Origin of the sequence: Pseudomonas syringae group sp. 243L2 (genome assembly GCF_032587875.1) — a bacterium.
Classification (GTDB): domain Bacteria; phylum Pseudomonadota; class Gammaproteobacteria; order Pseudomonadales; family Pseudomonadaceae; genus Aquipseudomonas; species Aquipseudomonas amygdali.
This window is the reverse complement of the sequence record NZ_JAWHPL010000004.1, coordinates 128,017-146,134: the sequence shown is the minus strand read 5'-3', so window position 1 is coordinate 146,134 and position 18,118 is coordinate 128,017. Positions and strand designations below refer to the sequence as shown.

General features: G+C 61.4%; 10 protein-coding genes. 1 reads left to right on the top strand and 9 read right to left on the bottom strand.

The window, feature by feature from the left end:
* Positions 1–467: 467 nt before the first annotated feature.
* The 6 genes from RYB66_RS03230 to pvdM all read right to left on the bottom strand — a co-directional run bounded on the left by RYB66_RS03230 (position 468) and on the right by pvdM (position 10,930).
* Positions 468–2,873: a TonB-dependent siderophore receptor gene (locus tag RYB66_RS03230; RefSeq protein ID WP_316893782.1), complete on the bottom strand. Its 2,406-nt coding sequence runs from the start codon at positions 2,871–2,873 to the stop codon at positions 468–470.
* Positions 2,874–3,062: 189 nt separating this feature from the next.
* Positions 3,063–5,294, bottom strand: coding sequence for a TonB-dependent siderophore receptor (locus tag RYB66_RS03225; protein ID WP_016982544.1), 2,232 nt, complete (start codon positions 5,292–5,294; stop codon positions 3,063–3,065).
* A gap of 307 nt (positions 5,295–5,601) precedes the next feature.
* Complete coding sequence (locus RYB66_RS03220) at positions 5,602–7,278, bottom strand: cyclic peptide export ABC transporter (protein WP_005753277.1); 1,677 nt, start codon at positions 7,276–7,278, stop codon at positions 5,602–5,604.
* A 69-nt stretch (positions 7,279–7,347) separates the two neighbouring features.
* A complete protein-coding gene (locus tag RYB66_RS03215; protein ID WP_016982545.1) occupies positions 7,348–8,214 on the bottom strand; it encodes a formylglycine-generating enzyme family protein in 867 nt (288 codons plus the stop codon).
* Positions 8,215–8,262: 48 nt separating this feature from the next.
* Positions 8,263–9,543 carry an aminotransferase class V-fold PLP-dependent enzyme gene (locus tag RYB66_RS03210; RefSeq protein WP_016982546.1) on the bottom strand — a complete coding sequence of 427 codons (1,281 nt, stop codon included), beginning with the start codon at positions 9,541–9,543 and terminating at the stop codon, positions 8,263–8,265.
* Positions 9,536–10,930 carry a pyoverdine-tailoring dipeptidase-like protein PvdM gene (gene pvdM, locus RYB66_RS03205; RefSeq protein WP_016982547.1) on the bottom strand — a complete coding sequence of 465 codons (1,395 nt, stop codon included), beginning with the start codon at positions 10,928–10,930 and terminating at the stop codon, positions 9,536–9,538. Before pvdM ends, RYB66_RS03210 begins: the two co-directional genes overlap by 8 nt.
* A gap of 183 nt (positions 10,931–11,113) precedes the next feature.
* Between pvdM and RYB66_RS03200 the strand changes: the two genes are divergently transcribed.
* Complete coding sequence (locus tag RYB66_RS03200; protein WP_016982548.1) at positions 11,114–12,748, top strand: hypothetical protein; 1,635 nt, start codon at positions 11,114–11,116, stop codon at positions 12,746–12,748.
* A gap of 737 nt (positions 12,749–13,485) precedes the next feature.
* Here the strand turns inward: RYB66_RS03200 and RYB66_RS03195 are convergent.
* Genes RYB66_RS03195 through RYB66_RS03185 form a run of 3 tightly spaced genes read right to left on the bottom strand, consistent with a single transcriptional unit; the run spans position 13,486 to position 18,025 of the window.
* The gene (locus RYB66_RS03195; RefSeq protein WP_016982549.1) at positions 13,486–14,874 is read right to left on the bottom strand and encodes an efflux transporter outer membrane subunit; all 1,389 of its coding nucleotides are present in this window, start codon (positions 14,872–14,874) and stop codon (positions 13,486–13,488) included.
* Between the two features lie 7 nt (positions 14,875–14,881).
* Complete coding sequence (locus RYB66_RS03190; RefSeq protein WP_016982550.1) at positions 14,882–16,852, bottom strand: MacB family efflux pump subunit; 1,971 nt, start codon at positions 16,850–16,852, stop codon at positions 14,882–14,884.
* Positions 16,853–18,025 carry an efflux RND transporter periplasmic adaptor subunit gene (locus tag RYB66_RS03185; RefSeq protein WP_004664641.1) on the bottom strand — a complete coding sequence of 391 codons (1,173 nt, stop codon included), beginning with the start codon at positions 18,023–18,025 and terminating at the stop codon, positions 16,853–16,855.
* Between the last annotated feature and the right edge of the window lie 93 nt (positions 18,026–18,118).

Here is an 18,118-nt window from a genome sequence, read left to right as displayed (position 1 = left end):
ATCGTGCGGCGCTCTGCGTCGCATGCAGTTCTGGACGCTCTGCGTCCGATCTTGACTGTGTGGGGCGGCGCAGATCTGTGGCGCGAAGCGTCACGCACGGCATTCCCACGCGGAGCGTGCGGAACGATAATCCCAGCTATCGTGCGGCGCTCCGCGTCGCATGCAGTTCTGGACGCTCTGCGTCCGGTCTTGAGGTTGCGGCGCGGCACAGATCTGTGACGCAGAGCGTCACGCACGGCATTCCCACGCTGGAGCGTGCGGAACGATAATCTCGACTATCGTGCGGCGCTCTGCGTCGCATGCAGTTCTGGACGCTCTGCGTCCGATCTTGATTGTGCGGCGCGGCGCAGATCTGTGACGCGGAGCGTCACGAACGGCATTCCCACGCGGAGCGTGCGGAACGATGACCCCAACTATCGTGCGACGCTCTGCGTCCGGTCTTGATTGTAAGGCGCGAGCGCGGGCTTCTAAAAATCGCCGCGCAACGTCAGGACGTAGTTGCGCGGGTCGCCGTAGTAGTTGCCGCGGTCGATGTCGCCGGTTGCCTTGTAGTATTTGCGATCCAGCAGGTTGTTGCCGTTGAGGGCCACCGACCAGTGTTCGTCGATCTTCCATGAGGCGCGTGCGTCCCAGATGGCGCGGCCAGGGTTGTCGATGGGCTGGGTCGACTCGTGCTCCGAGTAGCCGCTTTGCGCCGACACACCGCCGCCGACAGTCAGTCGACGCCAGGTGCCGGGCAGGTTGTAGCTGCTGGACAAGCGCAGCATGTGCCGGGGTGTTTCTGCTGAAATCGATTTCCCGTCGCTGCCGCGCGTGAGGTTGAAGGTGTAACCGGCCAGGGTCTGCAAGCCCGGTAACGGTTCACCGCTGATCTCCATATCGATACCCTTGCTGCGCCGGATGTCGCCATTCACATAGCAGGTGCCGTAAGCGTCGTTGCTCAGGCACTGGCCCGCATTGGCATCGTCCTCGACCGCCACGTCTTTCTGTTTCACATAGAACAGCGCGAAAGACACGTTCAGGCGCTTGTCGAACAACTCGCCCTTGATGCCGGTTTCATGGCTGGCACCGATGGCCGGGTCAAGAAATACGCCGGATGCCGTTCTATAACCGCTTTGCGGCAGGAAGATATCGGTGTAGTTGGCGTACCACGACCAGTCTCGGTTCAGATCGTAGATCACGCCAACGAACGGCGTGACCTGGTTTTCCTCTTGAGCGCGAGTAGTCACGCCTGCGGACTGGCTCTGATAGTCATACCAGCTGACCCGGCCGCCCATGACCAGGCTCAACGACTCGCTCAGGCTCAGGCGCAGGTTGCTGTAAACGCCATAACGCTTGTCGCTGTAGTCGGTGCTGCGCCAGGCCGGACGCGCAGGTTCAGCAATCGCGTCGTGATCGGGATTGAAGATGTCCAGCGGCCGATTGCTGTTGACGGTGGCATAGCGCGAATCACGTTTTTGCTCAGACCAGTTGCCGCCGATGGTCAACTGGTGGGTCAGGCCAAAGGCGTCGAAACGACCGTCCAGATGGCTGTCGAAACCGTCGCTTTGCAGCGTGTCCGAGCGAAACAGGGTTCTGACCAGTCGTGAACCGCTCTGGGTCGCAGGGTCTATGGCGCCTTGTGCGTAGGCGACTTTCTGATCGAAAGCCCCATCGGAGTGAGTGGCAGACAGTGTGCCGCTCCAGTTTTCGTCAAAGCGGGTTTCCAGTTCGCTGAACACTTCGTCGGTGCGGGTCTGATGACGGTTCCAGTCCTGGGCCAAGGAGGTGGAGCGCGGCAGATCGATGGCCTTGCCGTTGCTGTAGCGGGGCAGGCCGAAAATCGAATAGCCGTGGGTATCCGCGCTTTGATGGCGCAGGCCCAGCGTGAGTGTGGTGTCTTCGCTCAGGTCGGTTTCCAGAATGCCGTACAACAGCGGCGCAGTCTTTTTCAGGCCGTCGATGAAGTATCCACGGTCTTCGTAAGACGTGACAAAACGCCCGCGCACGCTGCCCGAGTCGTTGAGCTTGCTGCTGCCATCCAGATCGACCCGGTACTGGTCCCAACTGCCGGCGCGGGTGGTGATCGAGAACTGCGGTAAGGCGGTCGGCCGTTTGCGCACCAGATTGACCGCGCCACCGGGGTTGCCCGCGCCGATCAACAGCCCGGCAGCACCGCGCAGCACTTCAACGCGGTCGTAGATCTCCGTGTCCGGGGTCATCCAGCCGGTCACGCTGTAACCCTGACCGGCAACGCCATCGATGGTGTAGCTCTCGTCTTCCAGCGCGAAGCCCCGCGAGCTGAACACATGAGAGCCAAAGTTGCGTTGCGAAAAGGTGATGCCAGGCGTCTGCGCCATCACCTCGTCGAGGCCATTGAGGTTTTTGTCGTTCATCAATTGGCGGGTCATGACCGTGACCGATTGCGGGGTTTCGCGCAGCGATTGTGACGTCTTGTTGATGCTCACGCCGGTCGCCGCATACGAGCCGCTGCTCTCGGTGGTGATACCGAACGGGTCGCCCTTGATCGCCACCGGCCCAAGGTTCATGGGGTGCGCGGACGCCGCGCTGCCGAGGGTCAGGGTGTCGGCCTCGAGGTTGTGCGTTACACCAGCCTGTTTCAGCAGATCCGCGACCGCCTGTTCAGGCGTCAACCTGCCGTGCACCGGGCTGCTGAACTTGCCGTTCACATCATCGGGGTTGTAAAGAATTTGCAGGTCGCCCTGGCGCCCCAGCTCTTTAAGGGCGCTGTTCAAGGGTTGTGCGGGGATATCGAAGTCGAACTCTTCAGCCAGTGCCTCGCCCTGAAAAGCCAATGCCAGCACCAGCCCGCCCAGACGCAAGCCAAGCGTTTTCACGCGGCCTGTGCGCAGACGGCTGAAGGGTGTTGGCATGGGAAGGATGGCTCATTGAAATCGAGGGTGCAGGATAAATGCAAATCCCTGTGGGAGCGAACTTGTTCGCGAAGACGGTCGTTCAGACAATGCATTTTCGGAGAACATACTGACTTCTTCGCGAACAAACGAAGCGTCGCCCGGCTCGCTCCCACGGCCTTCGGCCAGAATCAAAAGCCTGGACTCAGATCAGAAATCCCCCCGCAAGGTCAGGACATAGCTGCGCGGTTCGCCGTAGACGTTGGAGCGGTCGGTGGCGATCGAGGTGCTGTAATACTTGCGGTCGAAAAGGTTTTCGGCGTTGAGCGACACCTTCCAGTTCTCGTCCAGTTTCCACGAGGCTCGCGCATCCCAGATGGCCTTGCCAGAAACGCCCAGCTGTTTGTTGGACGGCACTTCATAGCCCGAATCTGCCGACACGCCGGTGCCCAGGGTCAGGCGGTTCCATGCGCCCGGCAGGTTGTAGCTGGTGTTGAGGCGCAGCATGTGTTTCGGTGTTTCGTAGGCTACATCTGCATCGCCATTGTTACGCAGCATGTTGAAGGTATAGCCGCCGAATACTTGCAGGCCTGGCAACACTTCACCGCTGGCTTCGACGTCGACACCCTTGCTGCGACTGATGCCGTCCTGCAGGTAGCAGGAGCCGTCGGAGCTGGTCGGGCAGGTCTGAGTAGTGTTCACGTCCAGCGCGGCGACATCTTTCTGTTTGATGTAGAACAGCGCCATCGACAGGTTCATGCGCTTGTCGAACAGTTCACCCTTGAAGCCCGTTTCGTAGTTGGAACCGATGGCCGGGTCCAGCGGCGAGCCGCCTGCGGTTACGTAGTTGGCTTGTGGCGTGAAGATGTCGGCATAGCTGGCGTACCACGACCAGTTGTCGTTGATGTCGTAGATCAGGCCGGCGAACGGAGTGAATTCCTGAGTCTGCTTGGATTCGTAACTGTTGGCTGCGCCGGTTTTGACGTCGTACTTGTAGTCATACCAGCTCAGGCGGCTGCCCAGAACCACGCTCAACGGCTCGCTCAGGTGAATACGCGTGTTGGCGTACAGGCCTGCGCGTTCTTCGGTGGTGTCGATGTCGGTGGTCCAGGCCGGACGAGCTGGTTTGGCGAACGCACTTTGGTTGACGTCGAAAATGTTGATCGCGGATCGGGTTGGTACAGTAGCCTGATGCGTATTGGCGTTCTGTCTCGACCAGTCGGCGCCCAACGTCACCTGATGCTCGAGGCCGAAAGCGTTGAAGTTACCTTCCAGTTGAGTGTTCAAGCCGGTGCTGTCCACTTCGTCTCTGCGAAAAAGTGTGTTCTGGAAGGTCGAGCCCGCCAGCGTCGCAGGGTTGACTGCTCCCCGCGCGTAAGCGATAGCCTGATCAAACCCGCCCTGCGAATACGTCAAAGACGTGCGGCTGGTCCAGTCCTCATTGAAGCGATGCGCGACTTCGGTAAAGACCTCGGTCATGTCGCTTTCAAGACGGTTCCACTTCTGCGCCAGATTGGTCGAGCGCGACAGGCCCAGCGACTGGCCGTTGCTGTAGCGCGGCAGGCCGTAGATCGAGTATCCATTGATGACCTGTTCCTGGCGACGCAGGCTCATGGTCAGCGTGGTGTCATCGCTCAGGTCGGCTTCGACGATGCCGTACAGCAGCGGGGTGCGGCTGTCGCGCCCATCCAGGTACGAACCGCTGTCATCGTAAGCCGCGACCATGCGCCCGCGCAGCGTACCCGAATCGTTGAGCTTGCCGCTGCCATCCAGATCGACGCGGTACTGATCCCACGAACCTGCGCGAGTGGTGATCGAAAATTTGTTGTCGGCGGTCGGGCGTTTGCGCACCAGATTGACCGCGCCACCGGGCTGACCGGCACCTACCAGCAGGCCAGACGCGCCGCGCAATACCTCCACACGGTCATAGATGGCCATGTCCGGCTGCATCCAGCCGGTGATCTGATAGCCCTGGCCGCCAATGCCGTCGACCAGAAAGCTCTCCGCCAGCAGCGAGAAGCCGCGCGAGGTATACACGTGACCGCCGAAGTTACGGTACTGGAAGGTGATCCCCGGAGTGTCTTCCAGAACCTTGCTCAGGCTGTTGAGGTTGTTGTCATCCATGACTTGCCGAGTCACCACGCTTACAGACTGCGGTGTTTCACGCAGCGACTGTGGCGCGCCCTTGCCGATACTTACCGCGCCGGTGGTGTAAGAGCCAGTGCCGTCAGTGGCGGTGCCCAAGTACTGCGAGTCGATCGCGGTCGGGGCCAGGTTGACCGTGCCCGTGGTGGTCGAACCGTCTGCGGCGGTTTCCTGTGCCTGGCTGGCCACCGGCATACAGAGCGCAAGGCCCATGGCCGCCATGGATGGCCGGGAGCGGAACATCTGACTGAGCATCAACGCTTTGCTGAGCGGGGTAAGTCGTGACGGGTTGTGCATGAATTGGCTCTTTCCAGTGGGTATCGGCAAGGAGATTGAGAGCGTTGTTCAGGTCTGCGCAGTCGGGTTCAGCCGTCGACGGGGCAGGCGTGAGCAACTTTTTTATAAGGCGCTGCGCGGGAGATGGCTGTGCACGCAATTCGCTGTTAATGAGAACGAAAGCGAATAACGTTTATTTAATGAATTTTTCACAATTCCGGAAAAAAGATGGCGCTTGGCTATCTGGTTAGGGCGGGTATGGCTTCGCCGGGTAACAAAAAGCCCCGCTCGCGGACTGGCCGGGCGGGGCTTTCGAGGCGTGGATGAATCAGGCCGGAATGGTTTTGTCGTAAGTGTCGTTTTGCACCTGCTCGACCTGAATCTGCCCGGTCTGCATGCGCACCAGTTGGTCGGCGATGTAGAAATAGCGGTCGTCATGGGAGATGACGATGATGGTCTTGCCTTGCTGCTTCAGCTCCGGCAGCAGTTCGGTGTAGAACACGCGCCGGAACGCCGGGTCCTGATCAGCGGCCCACTCGTCGAAGACCAGCACCTGACGCTCGTCCAGCCACGCGTTGATCAGTGCCAGACGCTTGCGCTGACCGGTCGACAGGTCGGTGGTGGTGAAGGCACCGTCCTTTATGCTGACCTTGTGCGCGATGTCCAGCCGCTCCAGGTATTTGCCGGCGTCTTGCGGCAGCGCGGCCTGCCCCTGCAACGGCTCATCAAACAGGTAGTAATCGGCAAAGATCGTAGTGAATAACTGGCGGTAGTCATCCAGGTTTTCCGGGGTGACGGTCTGCCCATTGAGGCGAATTTCGCCCTGTTGCGGCGTGTACAGACCCAGCAGCAGCTTGATCAACGTGGTCTTGCCACAGCCGTTTTCGCCGACGATGAACACGATATCGCCCTGTTTGATGCTCAAATCGACCGGGCCGAGATGAAAGGCGTCGCTGCCCTCGACCGGAGGGTAGTCATAGCGCAGGTTGTGCAGTTCCAGGGTTTGCATATTGGCCAGCGAATTGGGGCGGTCGCTGACCAGCAAGTGGGGTTCGGGGTTGGAAAACTTCCACGACAGTTCGGCGATACGGCGCATGGCGATCTGCGCGCGGCTGATGCCGGGCAGGGCGGTGATCAGGCGTTCCAGCGGGCCTTTCATGTACAGCATCACCAGCACGAAGCCGCCCAGCACGGTTTTTTCAGTGGTCGGCCACATGGCCTGGAAGGCGATGGCGATGCCGATCACGGCAAAGAACAGCATCGAACCGAAGGTTTCCGCGCTGACGAAAATGTTGGCGGCGCGAATGTTCGAGCGGCAGATGTGCTCGGTGGCACCGTGAATCTTCTCGTCGAGCATGTGCTGACGACGCTTGCGCTGAATGCGCAGCTCCTTGGCACCCGCAGACAGCGCCTGATAGTGCTTCTGCAATTCGTCTTCGCTGTTGCGCGCCGCCAGAATGCTGCGCATGCCGTACGCATGGGCCAGGTACTGCGCGCCGGTGCCGAGCACCACGGTGAGCACGGTCAGCGCCAGAATCTGCCAGGACAGCAGTGCCAGATAGGTCAGGCAGCCCAGGGTGACGGTGAACGAGATGACCATCGGTGCGACCGACAGGGCGAAGGTGCTGATGGTGTTGACGTCGTTGAGCAGCACCGGAATCAGACGGTGCGAGCGGTAACGCTCCAGTTGCTCGATGGGTGCCACCAGCACCTTGGCGGCCAGCTCGCGGCGCAGGTTGGCGACCACGCGCTGGCCAACGTAGTTGGTCGACAGGTTGGACAGTGTCGAGCAGGCCAGGGTCAGCACACACAACCCGGCGAACAGCAGCGCGGTCTGCGTGTCCGGGCCGCCGGGCATGTTCATCGCATTGTTGATGGTGGCCAGCAGGCCGGTGACGCTCAGACCGCTGACAATCCCCAGCACGGTCGACAGCGCCACCAGCCACCAGAAGGGCTTGAGGATTCTCAGGGTTTCCCGGGCGAGGCTTTCAGTTTTGCGGGTCATGGTGTGTCTCGTCAGTGTCCGTGAGTGCGGCCCGCGTTTGTCGCAGGCCGCAGGCGCGCATTAAGTCCGTTACAGGTCGCGGGCGACCCTGAAGCCGAGCCAGTCGCCGCGTACATCCGGCTGACGGCTGTTGCGGTTGCCGGAGCGGGAGAAGATCGGCGCTTCGGTCCAGTCATTGCCGCGAATCATTTTCCAGGTGCAATCGCCGGCCAGCCACGCGCTGCCGTCAGTGGGTGCGCCGTTGTAGTTGCTGGTCTCGCAATCGGCGGTCCATTCGTAGACATTGCCGTGGGCGTCGTAAATGCCGAAATCGTTGGGGCTGTAGCTGCCAGCGGGCGCGGTGTAGCTGAAGCCGTCTTCCGGGCCGTAGGTGTTGGCGTGTTTGGCGATGCTGTAGGGCTTGCCTTCATCCATCGGGAACGGGAAAGAGCCCTTGCTGCCGCCACGTGCCGCGTATTCGCGCTGCGCTTCGCTGACCATGTGATAGGACTTGCCGGTCTTCTTCGACAGCCATTCGACATAGGCCCTGGCTTCGTTCCAGTCCATGCACACGGCGGGCTGGCGCGCCTTCAGCGGGTAGCGTGGCTTGCCGGCCTTGCACTCGCGGCCAGGGCGGGTATCGCCGTCTGGCATCTTGTAACCGGAGCTCTTGATGTAGGCGTTCCATTCGCCACTCAGTACCTGAAAGCGGCTGATGGCGAACGGTTTGGCGAAGGTCACGTCATGCAGAGGGCCTTCGTCCGGCTGGCGACCCATTTCTTCCTCGGGTGCGCCCATGGTGAAAGTGCCTGCAGGCAGCACGACCATTTCCGGGCAATCCTTGCAGTCCTTGAACACTTTTCCGGGCGCGGGTACTGGCGCGGGCGTGGCGGCGAGGGTGGTGCCGCAGAGCAACAGGCCGAGCAGGGCGGAAAGGGACAGCAGTGTTTTTTTCATGACGGGTCTCGATAGAAAACGGAAAACAGTGGATTCAGTGCGTGCACGTCAGCTGCGCTGGCTGAGCAGGGCCATGAATCGATCGATTTCGGCCTCGTTGTTCAGCAATCCCGGCGCGGTGCGCACCACCGGGCCGACATCGCGGCTCACGGCGTCCACGACCATGCGTTGTTTCATCAGCCAGGCGGCCACCTCGTCACTTTCCTGGCCCTTGAGCCGGAAGAAGCTGAAACCCGCTGACAGTGCCGGGTCAATCGGTGTCACCAGTTCGACGTTGGGCTGCGCCTTGAGGCGCTGCTTGAGGTAGCTGTTAAGCTCGTGAATGCGCGCCTGCACATCGGCTTTGCCCAGTTGCAGGTGTAGCTTGAACGCCTCGTTCAGTGCCCAGCGGTGTTCGAACGAGTGATAGCCGCCGGGCGTCATGATCGTGCTGAAACCGGTGGCTTCCGAGAACGTCGGGATCAGTGGGGTGAGGTCTTTGACCTGCTCCGAGCGGGCGCAGACAATGCCTGTACCGCGCGGGCCGAACATCCACTTGTGAGTGCCGGCGACATAGAAGTCGCACTTCATGTCCGGGAAATCCAGGTTCTCGACGCCAAACCCGTGTACGCCGTCGACCACATACAGAATGCGGTCTTTGTCGTCACGGTTGCGGTTGTGTTCCTCGACCAGATCGCCGATGGCCCCGATAGGCAATTTCACACCACTGCCGGACTGCACCCAGGTCATGCCCAGCACTCGCGTCTTCGGCTGAATACTGCGCGCAATGGAGCCGATGATTTCGTCTGCCGACACGGTCGCCGGGTCTTTGAACAGGCGAATCTTGCGCACCTGAGTGCCTTCGCGCTGCTGGCGGAATTTGAGGATGTCGCGGGTACAGGAATGCTCGTGCTCGGTGGTCAGAATCTCCTGATCCGGGCGCACATGCAGACCGCCGTAGATGATCGCCAGCCCTTCGGTGGTGCTGCCGGTGAGGGCGACCTGGCCAGGCTGGGCATTCAGGTACTTGCCCGCCCAGACGCGAACTTCATGTTCGCGGCGCTCGGTTTCCCCCAGGTCCCAGTCCATCGCCAGTCCGGGGTTGCGGTCGATGCGCGCGCGATGCTGTTCGATGGCCTCGCGAACCGGAGTGGGGTGCGAGGTGACCAGAAAGTTGGAAAGGTGGACGTAATCCGGGTCCTGATTGAACAGCTGTTTCAAGCGCGCCCATTTGTCTGTGGATGTCGGTGCAGGTGCGGACGCCAGTGCCGTTGACGCAAGACCGGAGCCCAGTGGCAAGGCTGCGGCCAGCACTCCGGCCTGTTTGAGGAAGGTTCTGCGGTCAGTCATGAGCGGTAGCGCCTGATGTTCGGCTAGCGGCATTCGAAAGGTTGGTTTGTTTCGCATCCGGACGCGCCGAAGCCTGCACCTGCTCCCAGACGCGCAGAAAATTGCCGCCCCAGAGCTTGGTGATATCCGCTTCGGCGTAACCGCGCTCGATCAGCTCGGCGGTCACGTTGCGAACCTCGCTGACATCGTTGAAGCCTTTTACGCCACCGCCATCATTGAAATCGGAGCTGATGCCGACATGGTCGATACCGATCTTTCTGACCGTGTAATCGATGGCGTCGACGAAATCCTTGACCGTGGCCTTGGGTTCTTCTTCAAGGATCGCGTACAGCTTGCTGGCGTAGGCACCGAAGCGCTGTTCCGGCCAGACCGTGATAATCGCGTCGCCGGGCATCAGTGCCATGGCCAGGTTGGGCAGTGGCGGCAGGTCGAAGTCCTTGCGCAGGGCGTTGAGCTTGTCCTGGGTCTTCTGGGTCAGCGGCTTCAAATAGGCCGGGAAAGCCACGATCTGCACCACGCCGCCACTGCGCTTGATGAGCTGCATTTCCTCGTCGCTGAGGTTGCGCGGGATGTCCACCAGCGCACGCGGGGCCGAGTGTGAGGCGACCATTGGCGTACGGCTCAACTGGCTGACCTGCTCCAGCGCCTTGCTAGACATTTGCGAGACATCAATGATCACGCCCAGGTCGTTGAGGCGCTGCACTGCCTGCTTGCCGATCTCCGACAGGCCACCCAGCGCGTCGGGCGTGTCGTTTAGAAAGGGCAGGGGGCGTGAAGAGTCGGCCCAGCTGTTATTACCGACGTAACTGAAACCGAACATGCGCATGCCGCGCGCTGTCCAGTGGTCCAGCAGGCTCAGGTCATTGCCCAGCGGGTAGGCGTTGAGCATGCTGATAAAAATCGCAAACTTGCCCTCGCCGTGCAGGCGGCGCATGTCGTCGGGAGTATAGGCGATGCCGACCTGATTGGGGAAATCCCGAACCATGCCGGTGATGATCTTGTAGCGCACTTCCTGCTGGTGGCGCGCTTCGTCGACAAAGCCGGGTGTCGGGCGATGCGGGGCATTGTCGCCGTTCCAGATTTCCGGCCAGCCGAATACCGTCAGTGCTGCGCCGGACAAGCGCCCGCGTGCGGTTTTCACCAGATCGAACTGGCCCGAACCGTCCTTGTCGGCTTCATTGCCCTCGCTGCCGAATTTCATCGGCACGGTGATGTGGCTGTCGAAGGAAATGATCCGCTCTTGCAGGTCGTCGGCCTGCTTCATGACCTTGACCGGGTAACCGGCAGGCGACCAGTAATTCCAGGCCAGAAAACCCGCGCCTGCACTGATGGCCAGGGCCAGCGGCAGGCCGATGAAGAGAGCCTTTTTCCAACGCGGTCTTGTCATTTCCGTCTCGTTCAGATTAACCGTTGCGCAGCCTGCAAGGGCTGTTGCTATCTGGTGGAGAACGAGCGGATGGGCGAAAAATTTAGCGCCGTATCCTGGATTCAGACGCTGAGCTAAATTTGTCTGCCGGGTTTACGTTCTAGCTTGGATAACGGCTGTCTCGGTGCTGGAACAGGTAGGGTAATGACGATTTCTCGACGAGGGTTCATAGCAGGGCTGGCGCTGACCGGCGCGGCAGTTCCGGCTGCCTATTATGCGCATCGGGAATTCACCCGTGTCGAGGAACCCGTGACACCGGGCGAGGCCACGGCCGGGCCCGCAGATACGTCTACCCAGCGCCTGGCCGACAAGCTGCGCGGGGTATGGACGCTGCGTTTCGAAGGGCGTGATGCCGGGCTGGCCGATGCGCCGCTTGAAGGTCTGGAAATGTTTCTCGACATTGCCTCGCGCGGTCGCGGCCTGCGCGGTTATATCGATACGCCGGAGCAATTGCGCAGCGACGCACAGCCACGCTTCCGGGTGATTGGCGACCTGCAACCGGCCAACGCGGCAAAACTGTATCTGCGGGTGATGGACGGCCATGCTGGCAATGATCCGCACAGCGACACTCCGGATTACGAATTCAGCCTGACCCTTGATGAAGTCTGGGGCGCGTTCGGCAATGCGGGCAGCGGCACGTTGAGCGGACGTATCGAACGTCTGGACCGGCCGTTGGCCCTGCCGGAGCTGGAAAACCGCCTGATTGCCATCAAGCAGGTGTTCCCTGAGGCGCGCGAGCGGGTCGGCCTGAGTCCGCCGTTTCTGGCCTGGCTGGTTTCCAAGGAGCATCGCTTGTTTCACCAGCTGTGGCATGCCTCTCGGGACAAATGGCACAAGCTGCCCGAAGACAAGCGCAACGCCCTGCGTGGTATCGGCTGGCAGCCGGGGCCGCGCGAGAAAGAGCGTGATGCGCGTGGCCCGCACAAGGACCGCAACGGTTCGGGTGAAGACTTCTTTTACATGCACCGGCACATGCTGATTCAGGCGCGCAAGATTCAGGACCTGCCGTCGTGGCCGCGGTTTCCGTTGCCTCAGCCTGAGCTGGAGCGTGACCGGTTGGGTTTCGCACGTTATTTCGATAATCACGACGGTTGTTCGCTGCCGCCCAACTGGCTGGCCCAGGGCGATGAGGAATACACGCAACTGGTCAGCGATATCAAAAGCCACGAGACGTTTCACACGCACTTTCAGGTCTGGGAGTCGCAGTACCGCGACCCGCGCTTTCTGTCGAAGCTGACGTTGGGGCAGTTTGGTTCGCAGGTCGAGCTGGAACTGCACGACTGGTTGCACATGCGTTGGGCGTCCGTCGCTCGCGACCCCGCCAACGGCCAGCCGGTGCCCATGGCGCGTCGTTCGGACGACTTCGCCGAGCGCTGGTTCGAGCCGGAAAACGACTTTCTCGCCGATCCGTTTTCATCGCATGTGAACCCGGTGTTCTGGATGTTTCACGGCTGGATCGACGACCGCATCGACGACTGGTTCCGCGCCCATGAGCGCTTTCATCCGGGTGAAGTGAAGCGCCTGGAAGTCAATGGCGTGCCGTGGTTCGCGGCGGGCCGCTGGGTCGAAGTCAGCGACCCGTGGCTGGGGCCGGAAACCCACGGCTGCAGCACCGTGCCCGGGCAGGCGGCAGGCACGACCATGGAAATGGACCCGGAAGTCATGAAGCTTGCGCTGCGTATTACCTTTGCGGCGGATGACAAATTGAGCAACCTGCTACGCCGCGTGCCGCGCAGGCCTTGGTATGCGCGCAATCTGTTGCCGGACAGTTGGTTTTAGCGAACGGTCGTTGAGATGATCGTTCCGCACGCTCCAGCGTGGGAATGCAGGTCATGACGCTCTGCGTCGCAAAGAGGACGCGGAGCGTCCCGAACGGCATGCGACGCAGAGCGTCGCACGATAATTGAGTTATCTGCGCACGCCGACGCAGAGCTTCAGTACGGTAGTTGGGATTATCGTTCCTCACGCTCCAGCGTGGGAATGCAGGTCACGACGCTCTGCGTCGCAAGAGGACGCGGAGCGTCGCACGATAATTGAGTTATCTGCGCAGACCGACGCAGAGCTTCAGTACGATAGTTGGAATTATCGTTCCTCACGCTCCAGCGTGGGAATGCAGGTCACGACGCTCTGCGTCGCAAAGAGGACGCGGAGCGTCCCGAACGGCATGCGACGCAGAGCGTCGCACGATAATTGAGTTATCTGCGCAGACCGACGCAGAGCTTCAGTACGATAGTTGGGATTATCGTTCCTCACGCTCCAGCGTGGGAATGCAGGTCATGACGCTCTGCGTCGCAAAGAGGACGCTCTGCGTCCCGAACGGCATGCGACGCAGAGCGTCGCACGATAATTGAGTTATCTGCGCAGACCGACGCAGAGCTTCAGTACGATAGTTGGGATTATCGTTCCCTACGCTCCAGCGTGGGAATGCAGTTCTCGACGCTCTGCGTCGCAAGAGGACGCGGAGCTTCCAGACCTGCATGTCGACGCAGAGCGTCGCACGATAGTGGATCGTGCGCTCAGCGCACCTGCCAGCCGCCGCCCAGTGCCTTGTACAGCGCGATGCTCGCCTGCAAGCGTGCCAGCCGTAACTGCACGCTCACGTCCTGCGCCTGATACAGCGTGCGTTGGGTTTCCAGTACCGTCAGTAAGTCCTCGGCACCTTCTTCATAGCGGCTCTGGGCGATGTTGAAAGCGGTTTGCGCCTGTTTGAGTTCTTCTTCGTGCCAGTAGCGTTGCTGGTCCAGGCCTTGAATGCTGTTCAGGGCTTTTTCGACGTCGGCGAAGCTGTTGATGATCGCTCCGCGATAGGTTTCCAGCAGCTCTTCCTGACGAGCTGTGGCCCTGTCGCGCTCGGCAGCCAGACGGCCATTATTGAAGATCGGCCCGACCAGACCGGCAGCCAGGCTGCTGAACGGTGCGCGCAACCAGTCTTCGGCGCGGGTGGCTTCGGTGCCGAGCCTGGCGCTCAGGGTCAGCTTTGGCAGCATGGCAGCGCGCGCCACCGTGACATTGGCTTGCGCCGCGGCCAGTTCAGCTTCGGCTTTGGCCAGATCCGGGCGGCGGGTCAGCAGTTCGCTGGGCAGACCGGGGCCGATGTCCGGCCAGTTCAGGGTGGCGAATGCCTGATCACCGAGGTTCAGATTCTGTACCGGCTGGCCGAGCAACGCTGCCAGGCTGATCAACTGCTCGTTGGCCAGTTGCTGAACGCGTGGCAGTTCGCGCTGCTGGGTCGCGACCAGGTTTTTCTGCTGCGCCAGTTCCAGTGCAGTGGCCGAACCCGAGTCGTAACGGGTCTGCACCAGCCTCAAAACGCTTTGCGCGTTGGCCAGGTTCAGCTCGGCAATCCGGCCTTGCTCGCGCGCCGCGAGGGTTTGCGCATAGCGGTCAGCGACGTTGCCGAGCAGGGTCAGTTCCACTGTCGCCTGATCGAATTCGCTGGCCCGCAGGCTTCGTAGCGCACTGTCGCGTCCGGCGGCGATACCGCCCCAGAAATCCACTTCATAGCTGGCGGTCAGGTCGCTGGTGAAGTTGTTGGTGTTGTTGTCGTCGGAAGGGTTGGCCTTGCGGTCGCTGTTGCGCACGAACTTGTTGCGTTCGCCGCGCAGGTCAAAGGCCAGCTCCGGGAGCAAAGGTGCGCCGCCAATGATGGCGGTGGCCTGCGCCTGACGCACACGCGCCATTGCTGCAGCGACTTCGTGGCTGTCGCGACTGGCCTGTTCGATCAGGCGATTCAATTGCGGGCTGCCGAACTGCTGCCACCAGCGGGCGTCGCTGCGCTGGGCGGCAGCGCTCTGGGCAAACGCCCAGCGTGCAGGTGGCTGAATGCCGCTGTCCAGGCGCGGAGCCGGGGTATTGCAGGCGGTCAGTAACAGGCAGACGGTCAAAAGGGAAAGGCTCGGCTTCATTGATTGTTCATTCACTGGTAAGGGCCGCAACCGGGTCGAGCCGGGCAGCTTTGCGGGCAGGCATGAAGCCGAAGATCACGCCGGTGACCAGTGCGCAGGCAAACGCTCCGGCCACTGCCGGCACGGTGAACGCAACCGCCACCTTGCTCAGCAACAAGGCTGCGCCCATGCCCAGCGCCAGCACGACACCGGCCAGCCCGCCGACCACGGAAAGCATCACCGCTTCGGTGAGGAACTGCCGCAGGATGTCGCTCTGCCGCGCGCCGGTGGCCATACGGATGCCGATTTCACGGGTGCGCTCACGCACGGTCATGAGCATGATGTTCATCACGCCGATGCCGCCGACCAGCAACGAGATGGCCGCAATCGAGCCGAGCATCAGCGACAGGGTGTTCTGGGTGCGTGCTTCAGCCTGGATCATCGCGGCGTTGTTGGTCAGCTCGTAATCCTGCTTGCCGTTATGCAGGCGTTGCAGCAGGTTGCGTATTGCTTCTTCGGCGTGTTTGACGTTGTTGGCATCGCGTGTAGCGATGGTGATGTACTCGGGGTCCTGCGAGCCAAACAGACGGATGCTGGCCGCCGAGTAGGGAATGGCGATGCGGTTGTCGCTGTCCAGGTCACCGGAAGTGGCACCTTTTTCCTCAAGCACGCCGACCACCTGAAACGGCACGTTTTCGATCAGGATGTACTGGCCAATAGGGTCGGTATGCTCGCCGAACAGTTTCTGGCGAACTTTGTAACCAATCACTGCCACGGCGGCAGCACTTTGCTCATCCGCTTCGCTGAAATAACTGCCTTCCACTACCGGCCAGTTGAAGATCGCCGGAAAGTGCGTGTCGTTGCCGCCGACATAACTGGAATGATCGACGTTGCCGTAGCGCACGCCGGCCTGTCCGCCGTTGACCGGCATGATCATTTTTACCTCGGGCAGCTCGCCCAGCGCCGCGACCTCTTCAAGCGTGATGATGCCCTTGGGTGCACGCGGGTTGGGGGCCTTGCCGTTGAGGTAAATGATGTTGGAGCCGAACGAGGACATCTGTGCCATGACCTGGCGCTTGCTGCCTTCACCGACCGCCAGCATGACCACCACGGATGCAACGCCGATGACGATACCCAGCAGCGTCAGCGCGGTACGAAAGCGGTTGATCCACATCACCCGCCACGCGGCCTGAACCGCGTCGAGCAGTTCGCCTTTCCACGCCCCGCGACTGCCGCTGCCGTCGCTCAGACGCTTGCGCAGGTCGACGGCCTGTAGCGCAGCGGGGTTGGCTGAACGTGGCGCAGACAGATCGCATGCGGTATCGCTGACCACCAGGCCGTCGCTGATCTCGATGACCCGTTTGGCGCGGGCTGCGACTTCCCGGTCATGGGTGATCAGGATCACCACATGGCCCTGGCTGGCCAGTTCGTCCAGCAGCGCCATGACCTCGGCACCGCTGTGGCTGTCCAGCGCACCTGTGGGTTCGTCGGCGAGGATGATATGCCCGCCATTCATCAAGGCGCGGGCAATGGACACCCGTTGCTGCTGACCGCCAGACAGCTGGTGTGGCCGGTTGCCGGTGCGCGACCCCAGGCCCAGCCGGTCGAGCAGTGCGGCAGCTCGGGCGTGGCGCTCTGCGGCGGGTGTGCCAGCGTAGATGGCTGGCATTTCAACGTTTTCCTGTGCCGAGCCGGAAGGGATCAGGTGGTAGCCCTGAAACACAAAACCGAATGCCTCGCGGCGCAGCCAGGCGAGTTCGTCGCTGCCCAGATCGGCGACGTTTTCCCCGGCGAACAGGTATTCACCCGAGGTCGGGCGATCGAGGCAGCCGAGGATGTTCATCAGTGTCGACTTGCCGGAACCGGAGGCGCCGACAATCGCTACGAATTCCCCGGCATGGATCGATAAATCGATGCCACGCAGAACGTTGACCAGCGGGCTGTCGCCACCGCCGTAGGATTTGCGGATGGCGCGCAGGTCGATCAGCGGCGTTTGCATTCAGCCCCCGCTGCCGACAGAAGCCGGCACCAACAGGCGATCACCTTCATTCAAACCGTCGAGCACCTGCACGCGCAGGCGGTCGCTGATGCCGGTGCGTACCTGACGGTTTTGCACTTCGCCATTGGCGGACAGCACCTGCGCGATCTGCACATCGGCCTGAGGACCGTTCTGCAAGGCTGCGAGCGGGGCGGTCAGGGTGTTCTGCGCGCTGCCGGCGACGAAGAATATCTGTGCGGTCATTTCTGCCATCAGTGCCTGGTCGCTGTTATCAACGTCCAGCAGCACGGTGTACAGCACAACCCGACCGCCGCCGCTCTTGCGCGCACTGCTCGGACTGCCGCCGCCCTGATTGGCTTGATCCAGCGGTCTGGGCGGCACTGGCAGAATTTGCCGCACCGTGCTGCTCCAGCGCCGATTGCCACCGCTGAGAGTGGTGAAGTAGGCCGTCATGCCGGGTTTGACATGGCCAATATCAGCTTCCGAGACTTCGGCCCAGACTGTCATGGGCGACAAGCGGGCGATGCGCAGAATCAGCGGCGTCTGCTGTTGCGCGTTCAGGGTCTGACCTTCTCGCGCATCCAGTGCGACCACCGTGCCGCTCATGGGGGCGTAGATGCGCGTGTAGCCCAGCGCCGCCTCGTCACTGCGCAGCGCCGCCTGAGCTTCCAGGATCTGTGCCTTGAACATGTCGACCCGTGCCTGTGTGGCACGAAATTCCGATTCCGCAGCCTGCACGTCTTCGGCACGCGTGGCACCGCCCGCCGCAAGGCGTTTCTGACGTTGTTGCTTCTGTTCGGCCAGCTCGTGCAGCGCCCGCTGCTCCTGAAGCTGGGCCTTGAGGTTTTCGATGGCGTAACGCGCGGCGTCCAGCCTGGCTTTTTGTGTCGACGGATCGATTTCGACCAGCAAGTCGCCTTCCTTGACCTGATCGCCGACCTGCGCGTGGATTTTCATGATCTGCCCGGTGGCCTGCGAGCCAACGTCCACATAGCTGCGTGGCTGCAAAGTGCCCAGTGCGGTCACGCTGTTTTCGATGTTGCTGCGGGTCACCGTCACGGTCGCTGCATGACCTTTGCTGTCGGGCATGATCTGCCAGGCACACACGGCGATGACCGGGAACAGGCACAGCGCCACGAGAAGGGCGCGTCGAGGAGGGCGAGAGCGTTTCATGCAGGTTCCTGGGGTGGGAAAAATCAACCGATCGACGGACGCCGGCTGCAGAGCGGGCCTTTATATAGAGCTGCCCTTTAAACGAGGGATGAG